The organism is Candidatus Magnetominusculus xianensis (genome assembly GCA_001541255.1).
Taxonomy (GTDB): domain Bacteria; phylum Nitrospirota; class Thermodesulfovibrionia; order Thermodesulfovibrionales; family Magnetobacteriaceae; genus Magnetominusculus; species Magnetominusculus xianensis.
In genome coordinates this window covers 1-18,572 of the sequence record LNQR01000008.1, presented here as the reverse complement: position 1 = coordinate 18,572, position 18,572 = coordinate 1, and the positions used below count along the sequence as shown (strand labels likewise).

The 18,572-nt window shown below is 46.4% G+C and carries 19 protein-coding genes; 10 read left to right on the top strand and 9 right to left on the bottom strand.

Annotated elements, in window-relative coordinates:
• The first annotated feature begins 196 nt into the window (after positions 1 to 196).
• The 5 genes from ASN18_RS01460 to ASN18_RS01440 are packed head-to-tail and all read left to right on the top strand — an operon-like array spanning position 197 to position 3,220.
• On the top strand, positions 197 to 1,342 hold the full coding sequence (locus ASN18_RS01460; protein WP_236861421.1) for an ABC transporter permease: 1,146 nt from the start codon (positions 197 to 199) through the stop codon (positions 1,340 to 1,342).
• A gap of 1 nt (position 1,343) precedes the next feature.
• Complete coding sequence (locus ASN18_RS01455; protein WP_085050829.1) at positions 1,344 to 2,021, top strand: ABC transporter ATP-binding protein; 678 nt, start codon at positions 1,344 to 1,346, stop codon at positions 2,019 to 2,021.
• A gap of 2 nt (positions 2,022 to 2,023) precedes the next feature.
• The gene (locus ASN18_RS01450; RefSeq protein ID WP_085050828.1) at positions 2,024 to 2,488 is read left to right on the top strand and encodes a Fe-S-containing protein; all 465 of its coding nucleotides are present in this window, start codon (positions 2,024 to 2,026) and stop codon (positions 2,486 to 2,488) included.
• On the top strand, positions 2,485 to 3,000 hold the full coding sequence (locus ASN18_RS01445; protein ID WP_085050827.1) for a peroxiredoxin family protein: 516 nt from the start codon (positions 2,485 to 2,487) through the stop codon (positions 2,998 to 3,000). The genes ASN18_RS01450 and ASN18_RS01445 overlap by 4 nt, the downstream gene beginning before the upstream one ends.
• A 28-nt stretch (positions 3,001 to 3,028) precedes the next feature.
• Positions 3,029 to 3,220 (top strand): hypothetical protein, encoded by a 192-nt coding sequence (locus ASN18_RS01440; RefSeq protein ID WP_085050826.1) that lies wholly within the window; start codon positions 3,029 to 3,031, stop codon positions 3,218 to 3,220.
• Positions 3,221 to 3,266: 46 nt separating this feature from the next.
• Here the strand turns inward: ASN18_RS01440 and ASN18_RS01435 are convergent, their stop codons facing one another.
• The 9 genes from ASN18_RS01435 to ASN18_RS01400 form a co-directional block, all read right to left on the bottom strand.
• Entirely contained in the window at positions 3,267 to 3,662 is a 396-nt protein-coding gene (locus ASN18_RS01435) for an Hpt domain-containing protein (protein ID WP_085050825.1), read from the bottom strand.
• On the bottom strand, positions 3,659 to 4,624 hold the full coding sequence (locus ASN18_RS01430; protein WP_085050824.1) for a chemotaxis protein: 966 nt from the start codon (positions 4,622 to 4,624) through the stop codon (positions 3,659 to 3,661). The genes ASN18_RS01435 and ASN18_RS01430 overlap by 4 nt, the downstream gene beginning before the upstream one ends.
• A 28-nt stretch (positions 4,625 to 4,652) precedes the next feature.
• Positions 4,653 to 5,177, bottom strand: coding sequence for a chemotaxis protein CheW (locus tag ASN18_RS01425; protein WP_085050823.1), 525 nt, complete (start codon positions 5,175 to 5,177; stop codon positions 4,653 to 4,655).
• 30 nt (positions 5,178 to 5,207) lie between these two features.
• Positions 5,208 to 6,896 (bottom strand): methyl-accepting chemotaxis protein, encoded by a 1,689-nt coding sequence (locus ASN18_RS01420; RefSeq protein WP_085050822.1) that lies wholly within the window; start codon positions 6,894 to 6,896, stop codon positions 5,208 to 5,210.
• 134 nt (positions 6,897 to 7,030) lie between these two features.
• A complete protein-coding gene (locus ASN18_RS01415) occupies positions 7,031 to 7,912 on the bottom strand; it encodes a metallophosphoesterase (RefSeq protein ID WP_085050821.1) in 882 nt (293 codons plus the stop codon).
• Positions 7,913 to 7,951: 39 nt separating this feature from the next.
• Positions 7,952 to 8,422 (bottom strand): MamS/MamX family magnetosome protein, encoded by a 471-nt coding sequence (locus ASN18_RS01410; RefSeq protein WP_085050820.1) that lies wholly within the window; start codon positions 8,420 to 8,422, stop codon positions 7,952 to 7,954.
• 455 nt (positions 8,423 to 8,877) lie between these two features.
• Positions 8,878 to 9,021: an IS1634 family transposase N-terminal domain-related protein gene (locus ASN18_RS18120; protein WP_492207998.1), complete on the bottom strand. Its 144-nt coding sequence runs from the start codon at positions 9,019 to 9,021 to the stop codon at positions 8,878 to 8,880.
• Positions 9,022 to 9,249: 228 nt separating this feature from the next.
• Positions 9,250 to 11,769, bottom strand: coding sequence for a hypothetical protein (locus ASN18_RS01405; protein ID WP_085050819.1), 2,520 nt, complete (start codon positions 11,767 to 11,769; stop codon positions 9,250 to 9,252).
• Between the two features lie 154 nt (positions 11,770 to 11,923).
• A complete protein-coding gene (locus ASN18_RS01400) occupies positions 11,924 to 12,865 on the bottom strand; it encodes an NAD-dependent epimerase/dehydratase family protein (protein ID WP_085050818.1) in 942 nt (313 codons plus the stop codon).
• Between the two features lie 273 nt (positions 12,866 to 13,138).
• On the opposite strand from ASN18_RS01400, the gene ASN18_RS01395 reads away from it, so the two are divergent.
• The 5 genes from ASN18_RS01395 (at position 13,139) to ASN18_RS01375 (ending at position 18,438) form a co-directional block, all read left to right on the top strand.
• A complete protein-coding gene (locus ASN18_RS01395) occupies positions 13,139 to 13,351 on the top strand; it encodes a hypothetical protein (RefSeq protein ID WP_085050817.1) in 213 nt (70 codons plus the stop codon).
• Between the two features lie 3 nt (positions 13,352 to 13,354).
• On the top strand, positions 13,355 to 13,849 hold the full coding sequence (locus ASN18_RS01390; protein WP_085050816.1) for a methylated-DNA--[protein]-cysteine S-methyltransferase: 495 nt from the start codon (positions 13,355 to 13,357) through the stop codon (positions 13,847 to 13,849).
• 4 nt (positions 13,850 to 13,853) lie between these two features.
• Positions 13,854 to 14,501: a SprT-like domain-containing protein gene (locus ASN18_RS01385; RefSeq protein ID WP_236861420.1), complete on the top strand. Its 648-nt coding sequence runs from the start codon at positions 13,854 to 13,856 to the stop codon at positions 14,499 to 14,501.
• A gap of 346 nt (positions 14,502 to 14,847) precedes the next feature.
• Positions 14,848 to 18,129, top strand: a complete 3,282-nt coding sequence (gene carB, locus ASN18_RS01380) for a carbamoyl-phosphate synthase large subunit (protein ID WP_085050814.1) — start codon at positions 14,848 to 14,850, stop codon at positions 18,127 to 18,129.
• 24 nt (positions 18,130 to 18,153) lie between these two features.
• Positions 18,154 to 18,438 (top strand): hypothetical protein, encoded by a 285-nt coding sequence (locus ASN18_RS01375; protein WP_085050813.1) that lies wholly within the window; start codon positions 18,154 to 18,156, stop codon positions 18,436 to 18,438.
• Positions 18,439 to 18,572: the final 134 nt, after the last annotated feature.

The following is an 18,572-nucleotide window of genomic DNA, read 5'->3' as shown; positions in this document are numbered from 1 at the left end:
CCCGCGAAAGCGGGAATCCAGGAAACCATCGATCAGAGCTAAAAGTATAGGCAATCTCAGCTTAATTTTTCAAATGCGTTTGCCCTGATATGACACTATCATTAAACCGCCATAAAATGTTATATTACTAACTACGATGTCATTTAGTTTATCAACGTTAGCATATAAAAACATACGCAGAAAGTTCTTTCGCAGCATGGCAATTGTTGCAGCCGTGATGGTTGTAGCCGCTACACTGTTTTCAGTGACTACTGTGATGGATTCAGTTGAGACAAGCCTGAAGCGCGGCACAAGGCGTCTTGGGGCAGATGTGATGGTCGTTCCAAAAAATTCAGAGGCAAAGGCAATGGCGTCACTCCTTGCAGGTGAACCATCAACTTACTATATGGACAGAGGAATTGAGGAGAAAATCAGAAAAATCGAAGGCGTTAAAAAAGTAGCCGGTCAGTTGTTTCTCAAAACCTCCTCTTACAAGTGCTGTGACACCGGCGATATGTTCATAGTTGGTTTTGAACCGGAACACGATTTTACGATAACGCCATGGCTTTCTGAAAGCCTGAAAAAACCCCTCGTGCCGAGGGAGGGAATAATGGGACGCGCTATAACGGCATACATACCCGGGTCGAGCTTTCAGATATACGGTCAATTGATTACAGTAGTCGGTGCGCTTGAGGCTACTGGAATGCCGTTTATTGATAATGCACTATATTTGCCCATCGATTCATTTAAGGGAATGATTGAGACTACCGACAATGGCTCTGTAAACATATTTGACCAGATAAACAATGAAATATCAACGATACTGGTACAGGCAGACCCAGAATATGCGCCGCGCAGGGTAGCCATCTTCATAGAGAGCAAGATAGACGGCGTAAAGGCAATCGTGTCCGAGGATGTGGTGGCCACAGTCAGAAAGCAGCTTTTTATGCTCTTAAGAAGCATCCTATCTATCAGCGTAATACTATGGATAATGTCCATACTGCTTATCAGTGTGGTCTTCTCTATGATAGTAAACGAGAGGCAGCGTGAGCTGGGACTTTTGCGCGCCCTGGGTGCAAAGAGAATAGATATTTTTAAGTTGATTATATCTGAGGCAGCAGTGCTGTCTATCTCCGGAGGGATAATCGGCATAGGCATAGGGGGGCTCTTCCTTTACATATTCAGAGCGCCGATTAAGGCCGCCCTCAATGTCCCTTACATGTGGCCGCAGCCCATTAATCTGGTATTATTAGTGCTGATATGCCTGTGTTTGTCATTTCTTACCGGTACGCTTGCCGCCCTTTATCCGGCTGTCAAGTCGATGAAAATGGAGCCATATGCTGCAATCAGGGGCGGGGAATGATATGTTAGAGATAACAGGAATCAGAAAAAGCTATAAAATAGGAAAGGATATAATAAAGGCCGTTGACAACGCCTCCTTTAAAGTCGAAAAAGGCGACTCTATTATGATCTTTGGTCACTCTGGAAGCGGCAAGACTACGATGTTGAGCATTATTGGCGGCCTGACAAAACCTGAATCCGGTACCGTGAAATACGGAGATACCGACTTGTGGTCACTCACTGACAATGATTTATCAGAGTTCAGAAATAAGCGGATTAACTTTATCTTTCAGTTCTCAAGCCTTATTCCAACACTATCTATATTGGAAAATATCATCCTTCCAACCGCATTTAACAAGACAGCAGACAGACGTCAAAAGTTTGAGGCCAAAGACCTGCTGTCAATGGTAGGACTTCAGGACAAACTACATGTCTATCCATCGCAGTTAAGCGGCGGGCAGCAGCGCAGGGCAGCCATAGCACGGGCGTTTATCAATAACCCGGAGATAATCCTTGCCGATGAGCCCACAGGTGACCTTGACGAGGAAACCGAGGCCGAGATGCTTGCACTCTGTAAACAAATGAACCTTGAGCAAGGCATCACATTTCTAATCGTCACACACAATACCGATATTGCTAAACAGTGCAACAAACACTTTGTCATGAACCGTGGCATTTTAACCCCTAAAGATATGAGTTAATAATGCTGGCACTCTCTCGTAACATTTTCCCCGCCCTGCTCTTTTCAATCGCCGTATGTGCGTGCAGCTCCGGCCAATTAGAATACACACGCGTGGAAGACCACGACGGCGCCATAGCTATCCCGCTTAAAGCGGTTAATAACGGCGATGTGCATTTCTTCACCTATAAATATAGTGGCACAAACATTAACTTTTTCGTGAGAATGGACGGCAAGGGCAGCCTGCACACACATTTTGACGCCTGTCTTACGTGTTTCAGGTTCAGAAAGGGTTATGTGGTTGAAGGGGTTGAGATAGTCTGCCGTGAATGCAAGCGAAAGTTCATGCTTAAGGATGAGAAATGGTCAAATCAGGACACCTGTATTCCCATCGATATAGACAGTGAAATCACAAAGGATACCTTAGTGATAAAAAAGGAAACAATAATTAAAGGAGAACGATATTTTACAAGGAGGACAAATCAATGATTAAATACTGTTGTACGCTCATGCTTTGTTTATTACTTGCCACAAACGCTGGCGCTGTGCCACCAGCGCCCTGGGAGGCCGACGAAATCATAGGCAAAACCGCCCCTGATTTTACATTAAAGACGCTGGATGGCAAAACCTTTTCCCTGTCATCGCTCAAGGGAAAGGCTATCTTAATTAACTTCTGGGCAACATGGTGTCCGCCCTGTGTTGAGGAACTGCCTTCGATGAATAAGTTATATCTGAAATATAAACAAAACGGGTTTGAGGTCGTAGCAGTAGACCTTGACAGTTCACTCGCAAAGGTGAAACAATTTGTCGCAAAAAATCCACTAAATTTTGTTGTCGCACTAGACCCGGACAAACATGTCGCGAAAAAACTATATAAAGTCACAGCGCAGCCAACATCATACCTAATAAACATCGAAGGGAAGATTGTAAAAAAATACCTTGGCAGCGTGGATTGGTTTGACGATAGCGCTCAGAAAGAAATCCAGGAACTATTACAATGACCACTTTAAGGCAAAGGAGGCGGCAGATATGAAAGGAATACAGTACATGACAGATGACAATGGCAACAAAACAGCCGTTGTCATCGATCTCAGGAAATATGGCAGCGTGTGGGAGGATTTCTACGACAACCTCAAAGCATCTGAGCGTAAGGACGAGCCGAGGGAATCGATTGAAATGCTCAGAAAGAGGCTGATACAAAAGGGAAAGCTCCTTGACTAATTATTCAATCTCATTTGCACGTTCAACCAGCTTTGTTCCAGGCATCTTACTTATCGAGGTATTGGCATAAGGCTTGTAATTTCGAAATCAGCAGCGTTATATTCTTCTGCTCGCTTCTTTTTATGTTATCAGTGAGTTCTCTGATTTTATCTATCGCCTCAAGCAGTGTACTTATTGTGTTGTCATTGGGGATAATTCTCTTTTCGCGGAATATATGCAGGATATTTTCAAGATTGTGCGCGAGTTTTTCGATGTTTTTTAGTTTCAGGAGATTTGCGCCCGATTTAACTGAATGCGCGTCTCTGAATATGACGCGTATCTGCTCGTCATACGCCTCAGGCCTTTCCTTGAGGCGTAATATGGTTACCTCAATGTTGCTTAACCGCTCTAACGTCTCCACGACGTAAGCCGCTAAGACATCGGCATCGTCGTGAAAGTTCATTGCGGCTTTTCGATAAGCTCTATAGCATATCCTGCCATCTTGTCCATATCCGGCTTACACACCTGTTTGTCCGCCCCGACTGATTTCCCCTTATGAATAAGTTCATCTGTTATTATTGACGAGTACAGGATGACGGGGAGTTTACTAAGTTCCTTATCCTCTTTTATCCTTTTAGTCAGCGTAAAGCCGTCAAGTTTCGGCATCTCTATATCTGCTATCACTATATCTATGAAATCCTTAATGCTTTTGCCCTCTTTCAGCGCAAGGTCAGACATTTCCTTCAGACAGGTAAAGGCGTCCTCTCCGTTGTTAAGTATGTTCGTTCTGAAGTTAGAATGCTCCAGACTCTTTTTCAGCATCATACGAATAGTTGATGAGTCCTCAGCAACTAGCGCCATATAATTTTTCTGCGCTTTAACTGATGTGAGCCAGTTCTGCTTTGCAGTTTCCGGATTGAGTACCGCTATGATTTGCTCAAGGTCAAGCATCTGAATAAAGTGGTCATCCTTTATCAGTGTACCAATGACGACATTCATACCAAAGCTGTTGATAAAATCACTGGGAGGTATTACGTCTTTCCACATAAACCGGTGAATCTCTGTAACCCCCGATACGATAAATCCCTGCACAGAGCGGCTGAACTCTGTAATAATTACATTTTCGTAATCACTCTTGTGGCGGTTTACCTTCAACCAAACGCTCAGGTCGATTATCGGCACTATATGATTACGCAGCGGTATGGTTCCCATAAAACACGGGTCCTGCGAATGTGACTTCTGCGTCATCTTCGGGGCCTCTATGACCTCCTTGACCTTGGCAACATTCATCCCAAAATAGCGATGCTCCACCTTACCACTGTCACCATGTTCATCAAGGAAGAACTCCAATACCTCAAACTCGTTCGTCCCTGTGTCAAGGAGTATCTGAGACTTAATCTCATCTATAACGTTCTTATCGCTCATCTCATTTGTCTCAACTAGTTGGTCATTGTTAATTCCGGGCTAATTCCGGTTCAACCGCGTCCTCTTCGTACATATCACCGCCGCGCATAAAGGCCATGTCCTGTGATGAGAATACATTGTCTATGTTGAGGATTATTATGAACCTTTCGTCGCGCTTGCCCATGCCCTTGATAAAGCTCGTATCAAGCGATGTGCCGATGCTTGGCGGGGGCTCTATCTTGTCCGCCTCTAGCTCCATTACCTCCTGGACTGAGTCCACCACAGCGCCAAGCACTGTCTGTGACTTACCAACCATAATCTCTACGATTATGACGCATGTGTTTACTGTCTTTTCAAACTCTCGCATACCAAACTTCATGCTCAAATCTACAACCGGCACAACACTGCCGCGTATGTTTATTACCCCGTCCATGTAGGACGGCATCTGAGGAACCTTTGTGACCGTTGAATACTCAAGCACCTCTCTGACCTTCGATATGTCTATGGCGAATGTCTCCTCATTGAGGATAAACGTCAGGTACTGCGTAGTATCTGTTATTCCGGCAACTGCCATATCACACCTCCCGTATAGTTTTTAAACAACTTAATACTTCTCAAAGTCATTGTCGCTGGTATGGTCTTTGCTGTCATCTAAATCAATGAGTTTGCCTCTGGCCGGTGCCGGTGCCGGTGAAAAATGTGCCTTTCTTGCAGGGGCAGCCTGGTGCGCTAATGCCATTGGTTTACGCTGGGCCTTTTTTGGCTTTGTCGCAAAGGCTCCATCGGCGCCGGTCTTAAAGAATGCGATTGTGCCTTGCAGTTGTTCGGACTGTGATGATAACTCCTCAGATGTTGATGCCATCTGCTCTGCGGCTGAGGCGTTTTGCTGAATGACCTGGTCTAATTGCTGAATAGCCTTGTTGATTTGTTCAGCGCCGGTGTTTTGCTCGTTGCTGGCTGCGGTTATCTCCTGCACTAAGTCCGCTGTCTTTCTGATGTCTGGGACTAATTTATTGAGCATTGTGCCGGCCTGCTCTGCAATATTCACGCTTGAGGCTGAGAGTTCGCTTATCTCTCCCGCTGCTTTTTGGCTTCTCTCGGCAAGTTTTCTGACTTCTGAGGCCACAACTGCAAATCCCTTGCCGTGCTCACCGGCCCTGGCCGCCTCGATTGCCGCGTTTAATGCTAAGAGATTCGTCTGCCTTGCGATTTCCTCTATTATAGAAATCTTGCTGGCGATTTCCTTCATAGCAGTGACAGCCTCTGTGACGGCCTTGCCGCCATCGAGGGCGTCCTTTGCCGCCGTCGTTGCAATTGCCTCAGTTTGTCTGGAGTTGTCTGTGGTCTGCCTGATGTTCGAGGTCATCTGCTCCATCGAAGACGATGTCTCCTCAACGGAGGCCGCCTGTTCTGTTGCGCCTTCTGAGAGCTGCTGTGCGCCTGATGAAAGCTCGCTGCTGCCTGACGCTACGTTATCAGCGGCTGAACGAACGCTGGCTACAATTTCTTTTAACTTCTCGACCATTGTCCTCATTGCCAGCAGTATTCCGGTCTCGGACTTCTTACCGCTGTCGAATCTCATTGTCAGGTCACCATCAGCAACGCTCTGCGCTATACCTGCTATATAATGAGGCTCACCGCCCAACTGTTTTAATAAACTCATCGTTATCCACATGGCTATCACTATCGCCGCAACTACAGCTATGACTGACAGAGATATAATTAGTGTACGGGCGCTTGCATAGTCCTCGGCGGCACGTTTAGCTGTTTTCTCCAGAGATCCTTCCTGGTGTTTTATCATCTTATCAATAGACTCGAAATAGCCAAGCTGCATTGCCCTTACCTTAGTTATAAGGAGTTCCTTTGCCTCGGCCTGTTTACCTTCTGCTGCAAGTTTTAGAAACTCTTCCTGACCGGTAACATATGCAGCTCTTGCATCGGTTATCGCCTTTAATGATGCCCTGCCGGAATCGCTTTTAACCAACGGCGTAAGTTTTTCTAAATTGGTGCCAATCTTCTTCCTGGCTTCAAGAACCTTGTCAAGCTCTTTCTGTATCTGTTCCTTCTTGTCCAGTATCAGCATATTACGCATAGAACGGGCTATCTGGTTGATCTCCCCCTGTATGTCGTTGAGAATCGCCACCTTTGGATACTTATCTTTTACTATATCGTCCATGTCATGATTAAGACTACCAAGACTGTTTATACCAACAACCGCTATCACCAACAGCAAAACTATGATTATCCCAAACGCCAGCCCTAACCTTGTACCTGTTTTCATGTTTTGTAACATCGCTCCTCCTTTAACTAATTCTGTGCGCGTTCATCCACGCGTCATTAAGATTTAAAATTAAAGCGTCCGCCTATCTATGCTATGTAAGTATGATACACGTGTCTATCAAATATGTCAATAAAAAACTGTGGGGTTCACACAATGCTGATAATAACAACCTCCGGCGGACAGTTGTAACGCAGCGGGAGTATACTGATTCCCACGCCGTTTGTAATGCAGGTCATTCTACTGCCATCGTTAACGAGGCCGGTTCTGTACTTTTGCCCATAGGGGGATGGGATGAATGGCGCCCCTACGATGGGTAAGACCACCTGCCCGCCGTGCGTGTGGCCTGAGAGTATCAGGTTAATATTTATTTTGCCCGACATGTTTATTTCATAATTAATATCTGGATTGTGGCTTAGGAGTATCTTTACAGCCGTATCAGGCACTCCTTTATATGCGTCATATAATGAACAGGTTTTCTCCCAGTAGTCATCAACTCCAAGAATATAAATGTGTTCACCGCCTCTTTCGAGTTTTACGTGGGAATTGCGAAGCCATACAACGTTTAACCGCTCTTTGAATAACGTACACATGAAATTGAGCAGTTGCGTGCCGCTCCAAAAATCGTGGTTTCCCAAGACCCCATAAACCCCCATCGGGGCGCTGATACCGGACAAGGCATCGACACACTCAGTGACGTATTTCGTATCTGGAGTGAAAGTTCCCTGAGGGTGGCCATCAACCTTATTCGTAGTCGTGATGAAATCCCCTGTAAGGGCTATGATGTCGGGTTTTTCCTGCATCGCCACAACTGCCGCTGCTGAAATAAGTTTTTTGCTTGTAATTAACGATGCGTGTAAATCACTCAACAGGGCAATCTTTAAACCACGAAACAGCGGGGGCAGCCCAGCAATGGCAACCGTGTACTTCGTTAACTGAAGCTCATACCTCGTTGAATTGAAATATCCCCTGGCAACTGACAATGTCCCCGCACCATACACTGCGTTTAATAGAAATCTCCTGCGTGTCATGAGTTTCACTCTACTGCACCAGCATATGTGTCAACTGCATCAACGGGTCTGCCCCACAATGTCCGAACCCACCCAGCGCGGTGCGCCGCTTTCGTCTCTGAGTCTCAGCGTGTCATCACCCTTTTTAATCTCTGATGCGATGATGACTAAGTTGCCGTCGAACGTTAACTTCGCGCCCTTGAGTTCAACGGTATCGCCCTTGTCGAACTTTACATCCTGCCTCTCGATATACCAAACAGGGCCAAGGTGTACAGCGATTGTGCCATCATCAGTTTTCAGATTGACCAGCACACCCAGCGACATCCCCCTTATCGGAGAAAAGGTCTCTATGGAGTCAACTGTCCCGTTAACAGACTCCAGTGTCTTTGCATCGTAGAGTTTCAGATATTGACTGCCAACTCCCCAGCCGCCGCTTCCCTTCCAGCCGCGCCAGGGCTCTGCCGGGGCCGCAGCTGCAAACCCCAGAACTATTACCAGAACTAGTGTCGGCGCCGTAATTTTCACTGACATAAAATCTGCCTCCTAACATAGTTGATAACCGTATTTTACAACAATTACCACGTAATATGCGCGAATCTCACGAGATGGACCAGGGCAAACGCATTTGAAAATTTCGATAGCCATTTCGTCCTATAGATTCCAGCTTTCGCTGGAATGACAGGATAAAAAACATAGGAACGACAGGCAACACTGAACATATGAACATCCAACAATATCATTCCATGCTCTTTTTTTGTCATTCCAGCGAACAGACTGTGTCACAATAGAAAACCAGCCAGCCCCCCTTTTTTTTGAGGGGGGCTGGCTATCAAGAATAATTACGATTCATGGGACTAAGGTGTGCCAGATGATTTATTAACCTACACTGCATTTGTCTTTGTCCCCCTTATCAACCTCATAAAACCCAAATCATCATAGAGCTTTCCAAATACATCTCCTATCCCGTCCTTCCATAACTACATTGGCTAATCTTTTAAGCGCATCAAGATCATAGCTGCCTGCCCTAAGTGTCTTATAATTTCCTGTGTGATACTATCAGCCCGTCTGTAGTTCTCTACAATCTGCACAGCTGTCTTGCCGTTTTTTCTCAGCTTGGTTCGTATAAACATGCTGGTAGTGTAAGATTAGCAATCAAGATAGTCATGCATTATTTGCGTGGAGGCACTACATTTCGCGAATCCGCTCCTGCCCCAGTGTTTTCAACCCTCGCCGCGCACCCCGTGCATTCCAAGCGATAAAGTCGAGAAAAATCAATGGAAGGTCGGCTCAATAGAGGAATTGAATGTGTTTTTGAACATATAAAACACACATGCACGAGAAGAATGAGGGCTCTGCCCTCAAACTCCCGGCAGGGAACTTGTCCCCTGCACCCCATCTATGGGGCTTTGCCTAATAATTATAAAATAGTTGAATGCCAACATGCCAAGCGGTATAAACAAGAGCATGTACTTCTGAACTGTATCTTCGTATTTAAAGACAACGCTGTGGTGGCCTGGGCTTTTGATTACTATGGATTGAAAGGCAAGGTTGGTTCTTAGTACCGTTGTTGTCTGACCATCTACGTATGCCCTCCAGTTGGGGTCGTAGTTGTTTGAGACGACTAATACCGCCGGTGAATTAACCTCTGCGTCAAGCCGTATTTCGTCTGGGCTGTAGTGCTTTGCGATGATTTTATCGCCTGTTGAGAGTACACCGTTTGGCACTATTGGCTCTTTTGGCCCTATTGTCATGTCTGCCCCTGAAGAATTTGAATAATAGGCCGTGTCAAGAAGGCCCTCACCCTCAGATTTCAAAATTGCGCTGTATACGTCTTCGTCTGATTTCAGCACAGAGGTCTTTTTCACCAGGTACCATCTGTCAAAGGCGGCGTTGCACTTAACTACACTGATTGGCCTTGCGTAAAGACTGAGTATGTTCTTCCATATACCCGTGTAATCGTCGGTTGTTGTGCCCGTGTAAATTGTCTTGAAGTTGTCATTAGGGCCTGAGCCTGATTTGTCTGTTGTGATTACGAAATACCTGTTGTTTAAAAATGCGTATGGATAGAGATAAAAACCTGCAAAGCCGTCAGAGATAAATAAGTTATATCTGTTTGTGTCGAAATTATGCCTTACGATGAAATTATCAAGCTGCGGTGCCCTGAGGATGGCAATAAACTCCCTGTAGTATTTGTTAAAAAGCGGGCCTCTGCCGTCAGGTGTCTCAAACCCCCTGTTTTGAACCATCGGGATGTATACAAAATCAAGCGATGCTACTCTGAATGGCCCTGAGTGATTATCATCTGCCCTGAGTTTTTCAATGACAGAAATATCAGGGAAAATGCTGATATACGGCACGGATTCCTCCCCGAAGAACCTCGTGAATCTGACTGAAAAAAATATGGCAGCCGCCAGAATCAATATTGCGTTGACTCTTAAAACACTGGACTTGGACAGCCCAAAAAAGACAAACACGGCAGCCACCAGCACAGGGGCTATGGAAATTAAATCAGCAGTTGTCAGTGTCTTAGGGCTGAAATAAAATACCGCCGCAATTGCCGTAAGACTGATTATAAAGGCCGCCGCTGGATTATTTAGTATTTTCAGGGCTGCCATTTCCCCCTTATTTTCAGCTATCATAAGCGATATGAACAGCCCGCTTCCAATGTTTAGGATAAGTGTCTGAGTGCCCTGCGTCTCGAGTGTCTTTGCGATAAATACGGTAAATACTGCATAGGCCGTCCCCACAGCCGCCCCTGTGAGAAAACGTCTCACGAGCCGCCGGTCTTTGATTACAGCATCGATTGCCATAAACGCCGCCATTGTCATTACAATGGGAAATACTGTGGTTATATGCCCAAGGTCCATTTTCTCAAGGAGCGTCCCCTTGAATATAACGTTCATCGCAGGGGAGAAAACGGCAGATAAAAATACCACTACGGCAATCACAATTAATACGCGCCGTACACGAGCAGATTTATCCACTATTGCAACAGCCCCGGCAAGCGGTATCAGTGTCATCGTAGTTAGAGATGACCCTATAAGCCCATTATGCAGATTTTTCAGAAATAAGGTAAACGAGGCCGCATCATACACATATGTCCTGTGCGAATACGGTATGTACTTATACAGGCCATAAAGCACGGGCAGGCATATCAGAATATATCCAAACCACACAAGGAAGGTCTTTATCAGCATCCGAAGCCTCGCATTTTGTCCTTCGGGCGGCAGAAGTACAATTATCAGTGTTTCTAAGAAGAAAAAATACGGCAGCGTCAGCACAGGGTACGACAGCGCCACAATCAGGTTTAATCCAAGCAGCTTCAATATCCTGTTATTTATTATCCTGTTATTTAACCTCTGGCCGCTCTTGCCCGCAAAGCTCCAGGCGAAATACAGTGGGAAGGCATAACTAAACGTATACAGGGCAAACAGGCTTGTCAACTGCATGTTTAAGGCAAAGCACACACCGCCTGTGACAGACACCCACTCATCAGCATTTAAGTATCCACTGAGAAATCTGTACATCCCGTACCCGGCTGCCGACATCATCAGTATAACCAGTGCGCCGTACACTGCCCACAGCGGCATGAGCTGCGCTGCTATATTGAGTATGTAAAACGGGCTGTGATGCCACGCAAATGCCGGTGCCCCGCCAGGCCAGTTGGGGTACCAGAAATACAGGCCATGCTTAAATAACAGCTCCCCCATCGGCTTGTATCTTGGAAAGTCCGTTTCAAGCATATCATGAAGCTGTACAGCCGCCAAAGGCCCCAAGGTCAGCTTGTCTATGAAAAACACAGCGGCAACAAGAATAAAAAACAGAACAGTCCTCGCCCTGCTCTTTAATACATACTGGTCAATGTGTGCTTTTAACATATGCTTAGATTAGATGATTTAGGTTAGATGATAAGGATGCGCCGTGCCTTTTCATCTGAACCTTGCCAATCTCCCCCCACACAGTATCAATTGTATCAGGCGGGTTATTTGCGGGTTATTTGGCGACAGGTGCATTGACCATGTCGTCATACATTCATACATTGGCAAATTGGTTCGGTTTTAATATCTTATATCCCTTTAGCAGTTCCACAATGCCGTCATCAAGCGAGTGTGCTGGTTTAAAGCCAATGGATTCAATCTTGTCATTGCTGACGACATAGTCTCGTTTGTCTGGGTCTTCTCCAACAGGGGCAGAGTGGATATAGAGGCCGGGGACATATTCCTTTATTTTTTCACATAGCTGCCTCTTCGTAATATTTGCGGTGCTGAGTCCGACGTTGAAAGGTTCTCCGGCCATTTTGCCGTAGTTTTCCATTGCAAACATAAACGCGCGGGCAACGTCTCTGACATGTATATAGTTTCTGCGAAAATGCTCCTCAAACAGCACAATAAACCCGTCTTTATATGCCCTGTAGGTGAAATCGTTTACGAGCAGGTCCATTCTCATTCTTGGACTCATGCCAAATACTGTAGCAAGTCGCAGCGTAACAGCATTTCCCCTGTCAAGCAGTGCCTGTTCAAGGACGACCTTGACCTTGCCATATTCGGAGATTGGCCGAAGCGGGGATTCCTCTGTGCAGAACTTATCCTTTTCTCCTATGCCGTAGCCGCTGTTTGTAGTTGGAAAAATTACCTTTTGCGAAGCAGAGATTCTGTCTATCATATCCATCATCGCGTCATGGTTTACTATGGTTGTCAATGTCGGGTTTATCTTACACGCGGGCGCCCCTACGATGGCTGCTAACGGTATGATAACGTCAAAGTCAGGAATAAGGGAAGACATCAAGCCTGAGTTGCAAATATCCCCCTTGATGAAATTAAACCCCTTGTGGGCACAGCAATCAAGCAGACTCACCTGCCCGAACATAAGCGAATCAACCACTGTTACATCATGCCCGGCCCTTAACAGTTCTGGTACAAGCACAGAACCAAGATAACCTGCCCCACCCGTAACCAATATCTTTTCTTTTGCCATTGTTGCCTTTTCCTCTCCTGTTTAAACAGCATATCTGCGGATAAAACCCTGACGTTATTGTACGCGTCTGCCGCACCTATGTCAACGCCTCGAATTGCCTCTGCGATTGTTTTTTATTGACATATATTAACAGTCTCATAAATAATATAGGTCTCATAAATAATAAGATTTAAAGGGGCGAAGCCCCGTAGATGGGGTGCAGGGGACAAGTTCCCTGCCGGGAGTTTGAGGGCAGAGCCCTCATTCTTCAAGTTGGTTCTATGAGGGCTGTTTATGCGTTTGTATTTAAGGGTCGGCGATAAGGTAATACATATTAACTCTGCGACATGGGGAATGGGCGAGGTTGTCGAAGAGAGACACTCTGTCCTTGCCGGTGGGTTTTGTTTTGTCAGGATAAGTTTTGAAGACGGGCAGGACAGGTCGTTTATTAATGACCTCGATAATCAGTGTTGCTGCTACTATGCGGGCATTCGTGTGATATACTAGACAATGCACGCATTAAGATTCTCGTCGTTAGAGACCCCGATTGGCCTGGTTTATGTCGTTTCAGACGGGGCGTCTGTGGTAGAAACCGCCTTTGAGAGACCACCATACCAGGAAGTACATGACGCCGGAGGCTGCGCCATAACACAACTGAAAGAGTATTTTAAAGGTGAGAGATTTGTCTTTGATGCGGCAATAAATCTGGGTAAGATTTCCACATTTTACACGGCAGTATACAGGGCGCTGAGGGAAATCCCATACGGCACTGTGTGTTCGTACAAGGAATTGGCAGCAATGGCGGGCAGTCCCTCAGCAGCCAGGGCTGTTGGGCAAGCTATGAGCCACAACCCCATACCAATTATCCTGCCCTGCCATAGGGTAATTGCCTCAGACGGCTCACTGGGCGGCTATACAGGGGGCATTAGTATCAAGAAGAAACTGCTTGCCCTCGAAAGACAAGCTGCAGGCGCCGGGCATCGCCTGAGAAATGAAATACCATGAGGCAATGGACGCAGATTCACTAAAGAGATTAATCGGCAAGGCCGCAGGCAGACATATTAACCTTACGATTACAGACAACTCTACAAGCATGTTATCTCACAGGCATTCTACTAATGGGGATGTATATGTCCGCATTCACCGTATGTTTTTGGACGCAGGGGCTGAGGTCATCGAAGAGATTGTGGAGTTTGTTAAAAACCGGAGGAGAAAGACCCCGCTGATTCGGGAGTTTATCAGGAATAACTCTGTCAGCCTTGACAGACGCTCCAAAAGGCGTACTGTAATTGACCCTGAAGGGAAATATCACAATCTCAAACTGATTTATGACGCCCTGAACGAAGAGTACTTCGACAGAGGTCTATCCTTTGACATCACATGGGGCAGGAGGCAGACCAAAACCGCTTATCGAAAAAGACGACTTGGAAGCTGCGACACCACAGACAACATAATAACAATACACCGCGCGCTTGACAGGGCTGCCGTACCGCGATATTTTGTCGAATACGTGGTCTACCATGAAATGCTTCATGCGGCACTTGGTATACGGCTTATAAACGGCAGGCGCTCCATTCACGGCAGAGATTTCAAACTCAGGGAAAGGCTCTTCAGGGATTTCGACAGGGCAGTAAACTTCCTTAAATATAAGTTTTAGAGATTATAATGATATTCGAAGAAATAAAGGTGTGATTAAAGGTATCTTCCCGGTGAGCATGACTAACTGAAAATATATTTGCGGGGCGGCAAAATTATTTTTATCTAACGAGACGATGGTATCTCTGAAGTTCCGTGAGGTATTCAAAAGCATTCACGCCATTCAGGTAACAGGTTTTGAGGGTCCACTATAATCCTTGTATTTTTACTTCACCGAGAATTGCTGATAAAAAGAATTCTAAGAACACTAAAGCAGTAAAAACATGTTACAATAACAGATGTGAAGACCTAAACCCCTTGCTGGCGTCTTGCCGGGGTTTTTAAGGATTATTGTGTAAGAGGATGATATGCCGAAGAGATTGGATATAAAGAAGATACTGATAATAGGCTCCGGGCCTATAGTCATAGGGCAGGCCTGCGAGTTCGACTACTCTGGCACTCAAGCCTGTAAAGCCTTAAGGGAAGAGGGATATGAGGTGATACTGATTAACTCAAACCCTGCCACGATTATGACCGACCCCGAAACTGCCGATGTCACGTATATTGAGCCGCTGACAACTGAATTTCTTGAGCTGATAATAGAAAAGGAGCGACCCGATGCCCTGCTTCCAACAATGGGGGGGCAGACCGCACTGAATCTCACCGTTGAGGCCGCTGCAATGGATATATTAGACAAATATGCGGTGAAACTCATAGGGGCAAACCTCGAAGCCATTCATAAGGCGGAAAACAGGGAGTTGTTCAAGCGTTCGATGGAGCGCATAGGGCTTCGCGTTCCGAGGGGTGTTGCCGTATCAAGCATGGATGATGGTATGAAATCGCTGGAGTACGTCAGGCTTCCTGTCATCCTGAGACCTGCCTTCACGCTTGGCGGTACGGGCGGAGGGGTTGCCTATAATATCGAAGAGTTTGGCCCGCTGCTCAAAAAGGCGCTCGACTTAAGCCCTGCCAGGCAGGTACTCATTGAAGAGTCCGTCATCGGCTGGAAAGAGTACGAACTTGAGGTGATGAGAGACTCAGCAGACAATGTTGTAATCATCTGCTCAATAGAGAATCTCGACCCGATGGGTATTCACACGGGGGATTCGATTACCGTTGCCCCGGCACAGACCCTGACAGATAAAGAGTATCAGAAGATGAGGGATGCCTCAATAGAGATAATTCGTGAAATAGGCGTTGACACTGGTGGAAGCAATATTCAGTTCGCCGTCAACCCCGAAGACGGCAGCATGATGGTCATAGAGATGAACCCGCGTGTGTCACGGAGTTCCGCTCTGGCAAGCAAGGCAACCGGCTTTCCTATAGCAAAAATTGCGGCTAAACTGGCCATAGGCATGAGGCTTGATGAGATAACAAATGATATAACGGGAGAGACCCCTGCGTCATTTGAGCCGACCATAGACTATGTGGTTACAAAAATCCCCCGCTTCGCCTTTGAGAAATTCCCCGAGGCCGAACCAGTCCTTACGGTATCGATGAAATCTGTGGGTGAGGTAATGGCCATAGGCAGGACATTTAAGGAATCCCTTCATAAGGCAATCCGCGGCCTTGAGGCTGATACCTATGGTTTTGAGACAATCGACGGCCTTACGCGAGGAGTTTTAAAGGGAAAACTCCAGACCCCGAATGCTGAAAGGATATGGTATGTGGCACAGGCGTTTCGCAATGGATATGACGTGCAGTGGATATATGACCTGACAAAAATTGATCCATGGTTTTTGAATAACATCAAAGAAATAATCGACATGGAGTCAGTAATTAAAGACAGGGGAGGCGACCCCAATGTTTTAAGAAAGGCAAAGGAGTACGGCTATTCAGACAAGATGCTGGCCTCCCTGATGGGTAAAGATGAAAAGGCAGTAAGGAAACTCAGGCAGGGGTATGGAATTAAGCCGGTCTATAAGATAGTCGATACCTGTGCGGCAGAGTTTAAGGCGCGCACCCCGTATCTTTATTCCACATACGAGAGGCCGTTTTTTAAAATAACTGACGGCAAGCTGGAGGGCGTCTCTGCGTGTGAGGCAAACCCCACAAAAAGAAAAAAGATAATCATCCTTGGCTCCGGGCCAAACAGGATAGGGCAGGGGATTGAATTTGACTACTGTTGCGTGCAGGCCGTCTATGCCCTGAAGGAACTGGAATTTGAGACCATCATGATAAACTGCAACCCGGAGACCGTAAGCACAGACTATGATACCTCAGACCGTCTCTATTTCGAGCCTCTTACCATAGAGGATGTCCTTTCGATAATCGAGGTTGAACGCCCTGAGGGTGTTATTGTCCAGTTTGGCGGGCAGACGCCGTTAAAACTTGCCGTACCGCTGGAGCGAGAGGGCGTTCGTGTGCTGGGCACATCGGCAGACGCCATAGACCGGGCAGAGGACAGGAAGAGATTTAAGGAACTTATCCATAAGCTCAAACTGAAGCAGCCTGAAAATGAGACCGCCACATCTGCTGTTGAGGCCATTCAGAGCGCTGAGCGCATCGGCTATCCAGTCATGGTAAGGCCGTCATATGTACTAGGTGGCAGGGCGATGGAGATAGTCTATGATGACGAGTCACTTGCTGATTATATGGTGAGGGCGGTAAAGGCCTCACCGGAACACCCTGTGCTGGTAGATAAATACCTTCAGGATGCCATCGAAGTAGATGTTGACGCGGTCAGTGACGGCAAGGATGTAATAATTGGCGGTGTGATGGAACATATTGAGGAGGCGGGCATTCATTCGGGCGATTCGGCGTGTTCGCTGCCGCCGTATACCCTGAGCGAGTCATTGATAGATGAAATTAAAAAACAGACTAAATCACTTGCCCTTGAACTCAATGTCATAGGGCTGATGAATGTCCAGTTCGCGGTAAAAGATGACGAGGTATATATACTTGAGGTAAACCCGCGGGCATCGAGGACTATTCCCTATGTCAGTAAAACTACTGGAGTGCCGCTTGCCAAGGTAGCTGCCAAGGTGATGACCGGTAAGACGCTGAAAGCACTTGGCATAACACAGGAGATAAGGCATGCGCATATCTCAGTAAAGGAATCTGTGCTGCCCTTTGAGAGGTTTCCCGGCGTGGATACCATACTTGGCCCGGAGATGAAATCCACTGGCGAGGTTATGGGCATAGACGGAGACTTCGGTACTGCGTATGCGAAGGCTCAGACATCGAGCTTTAATAAACTGCCACAAAGCGGCAAGATATTTATCAGTGTCAGGGATGAGGATAAATCTGCTATTGCAGAGATAGCCAGGCAGCTCATTAATAAGGATTTTACGCTTGCGGCCACAAGAGGCACGGCGCGGTTTCTCAGCACCTATGGTCTCGATGCTGAGGTAGTCCTAAAGGTAAGCGAAGGCCGCCCCAATGTGCTTGATTTGATAAAGAACAAGGAGATAAGTTTTATAATAAACACTGTCTCAGATGGGGAGGCAAAAAAGGATTCACAGTCGATTCGCACAAATGCGCTGCTCTATAAAATCCCATACTCAACAACAATAGCAGGCGCGAGGGCAGTTATCAGGGCCATAGAGATGTTACAGGCCGGAAGGCCTGGCATCAAATCGATTCAGGACTACCACAGGGAAGTTGACGAGGCCATGCGGCACAGGTTACAGGATGTCACTTTAGAATAATTTACATTATAAGGAGAACGATATATGAAGCTGACAGAAGCCCCAAACTGCCCGTACTGCGGACAGAAGATGAGTAAGGTTGAACCTCCGACTTTTAATCTCAGCGATGGACTTGGCTGGTGTACGCCATATCTATATATATGTTTTAACGACGATTGCAGCTTTTACGTAAAGGGTTGGGAGCAAATAATGGTCAACTACGGGAAAGTTGCCTCATACAGGTGCATGTACTACCCGGACACGGGCAACATGGATGCCATATGCGTATACGCGCCGGACGGACTGAAGGGGCAGATAATCGAAGAATAGCTCAAGGCTGATAGTAACATAGAAGTAAGTGTCTGTGACCTTACCCCAAAACCCGATATAGAGAAGCGAAAAAAGTTAAAAGTCCCCGTGCTTAAAGGGTAGCAGATGATATAAGTATCACCTGAAAGGTTAAT

Excerpts from the sequence above, each read along its gene's own strand:
- ASN18_RS01460 (WP_236861421.1), top strand. The coding sequence starts at position 197 with ATGGCAATTGTTGCAGCCGTGATGGTTGTAGCCGCTACACTGTTTTCA.
- ASN18_RS01455 (WP_085050829.1), top strand. The coding sequence starts at position 1,344 with ATGTTAGAGATAACAGGAATCAGAAAAAGCTATAAAATAGGAAAGGAT.
- ASN18_RS01450 (WP_085050828.1), top strand. The coding sequence starts at position 2,024 with ATGCTGGCACTCTCTCGTAACATTTTCCCCGCCCTGCTCTTTTCAATC.
- ASN18_RS01445 (WP_085050827.1), top strand. The coding sequence starts at position 2,485 with ATGATTAAATACTGTTGTACGCTCATGCTTTGTTTATTACTTGCCACA.
- ASN18_RS01440 (WP_085050826.1), top strand. The coding sequence starts at position 3,029 with ATGAAAGGAATACAGTACATGACAGATGACAATGGCAACAAAACAGCC.
- ASN18_RS01435 (WP_085050825.1), bottom strand. The coding sequence starts at position 3,662 with ATGAACTTTCACGACGATGCCGATGTCTTAGCGGCTTACGTCGTGGAG.
- ASN18_RS01430 (WP_085050824.1), bottom strand. The coding sequence starts at position 4,624 with ATGAGCGATAAGAACGTTATAGATGAGATTAAGTCTCAGATACTCCTT.
- ASN18_RS01425 (WP_085050823.1), bottom strand. The coding sequence starts at position 5,177 with ATGGCAGTTGCCGGAATAACAGATACTACGCAGTACCTGACGTTTATC.
- ASN18_RS01420 (WP_085050822.1), bottom strand. The coding sequence starts at position 6,896 with ATGTTACAAAACATGAAAACAGGTACAAGGTTAGGGCTGGCGTTTGGG.
- ASN18_RS01415 (WP_085050821.1), bottom strand. The coding sequence starts at position 7,912 with ATGACACGCAGGAGATTTCTATTAAACGCAGTGTATGGTGCGGGGACA.
- ASN18_RS01410 (WP_085050820.1), bottom strand. The coding sequence starts at position 8,422 with ATGTCAGTGAAAATTACGGCGCCGACACTAGTTCTGGTAATAGTTCTG.
- ASN18_RS18120 (WP_492207998.1), bottom strand. The coding sequence starts at position 9,021 with ATGTTTATACGAACCAAGCTGAGAAAAAACGGCAAGACAGCTGTGCAG.
- ASN18_RS01405 (WP_085050819.1), bottom strand. The coding sequence starts at position 11,769 with ATGTTAAAAGCACACATTGACCAGTATGTATTAAAGAGCAGGGCGAGG.
- ASN18_RS01400 (WP_085050818.1), bottom strand. The coding sequence starts at position 12,865 with ATGGCAAAAGAAAAGATATTGGTTACGGGTGGGGCAGGTTATCTTGGT.
- ASN18_RS01395 (WP_085050817.1), top strand. The coding sequence starts at position 13,139 with ATGCGTTTGTATTTAAGGGTCGGCGATAAGGTAATACATATTAACTCT.
- ASN18_RS01390 (WP_085050816.1), top strand. The coding sequence starts at position 13,355 with ATGCACGCATTAAGATTCTCGTCGTTAGAGACCCCGATTGGCCTGGTT.
- ASN18_RS01385 (WP_236861420.1), top strand. The coding sequence starts at position 13,854 with ATGGACGCAGATTCACTAAAGAGATTAATCGGCAAGGCCGCAGGCAGA.
- carB (WP_085050814.1), top strand. The coding sequence starts at position 14,848 with ATGCCGAAGAGATTGGATATAAAGAAGATACTGATAATAGGCTCCGGG.
- ASN18_RS01375 (WP_085050813.1), top strand. The coding sequence starts at position 18,154 with ATGAAGCTGACAGAAGCCCCAAACTGCCCGTACTGCGGACAGAAGATG.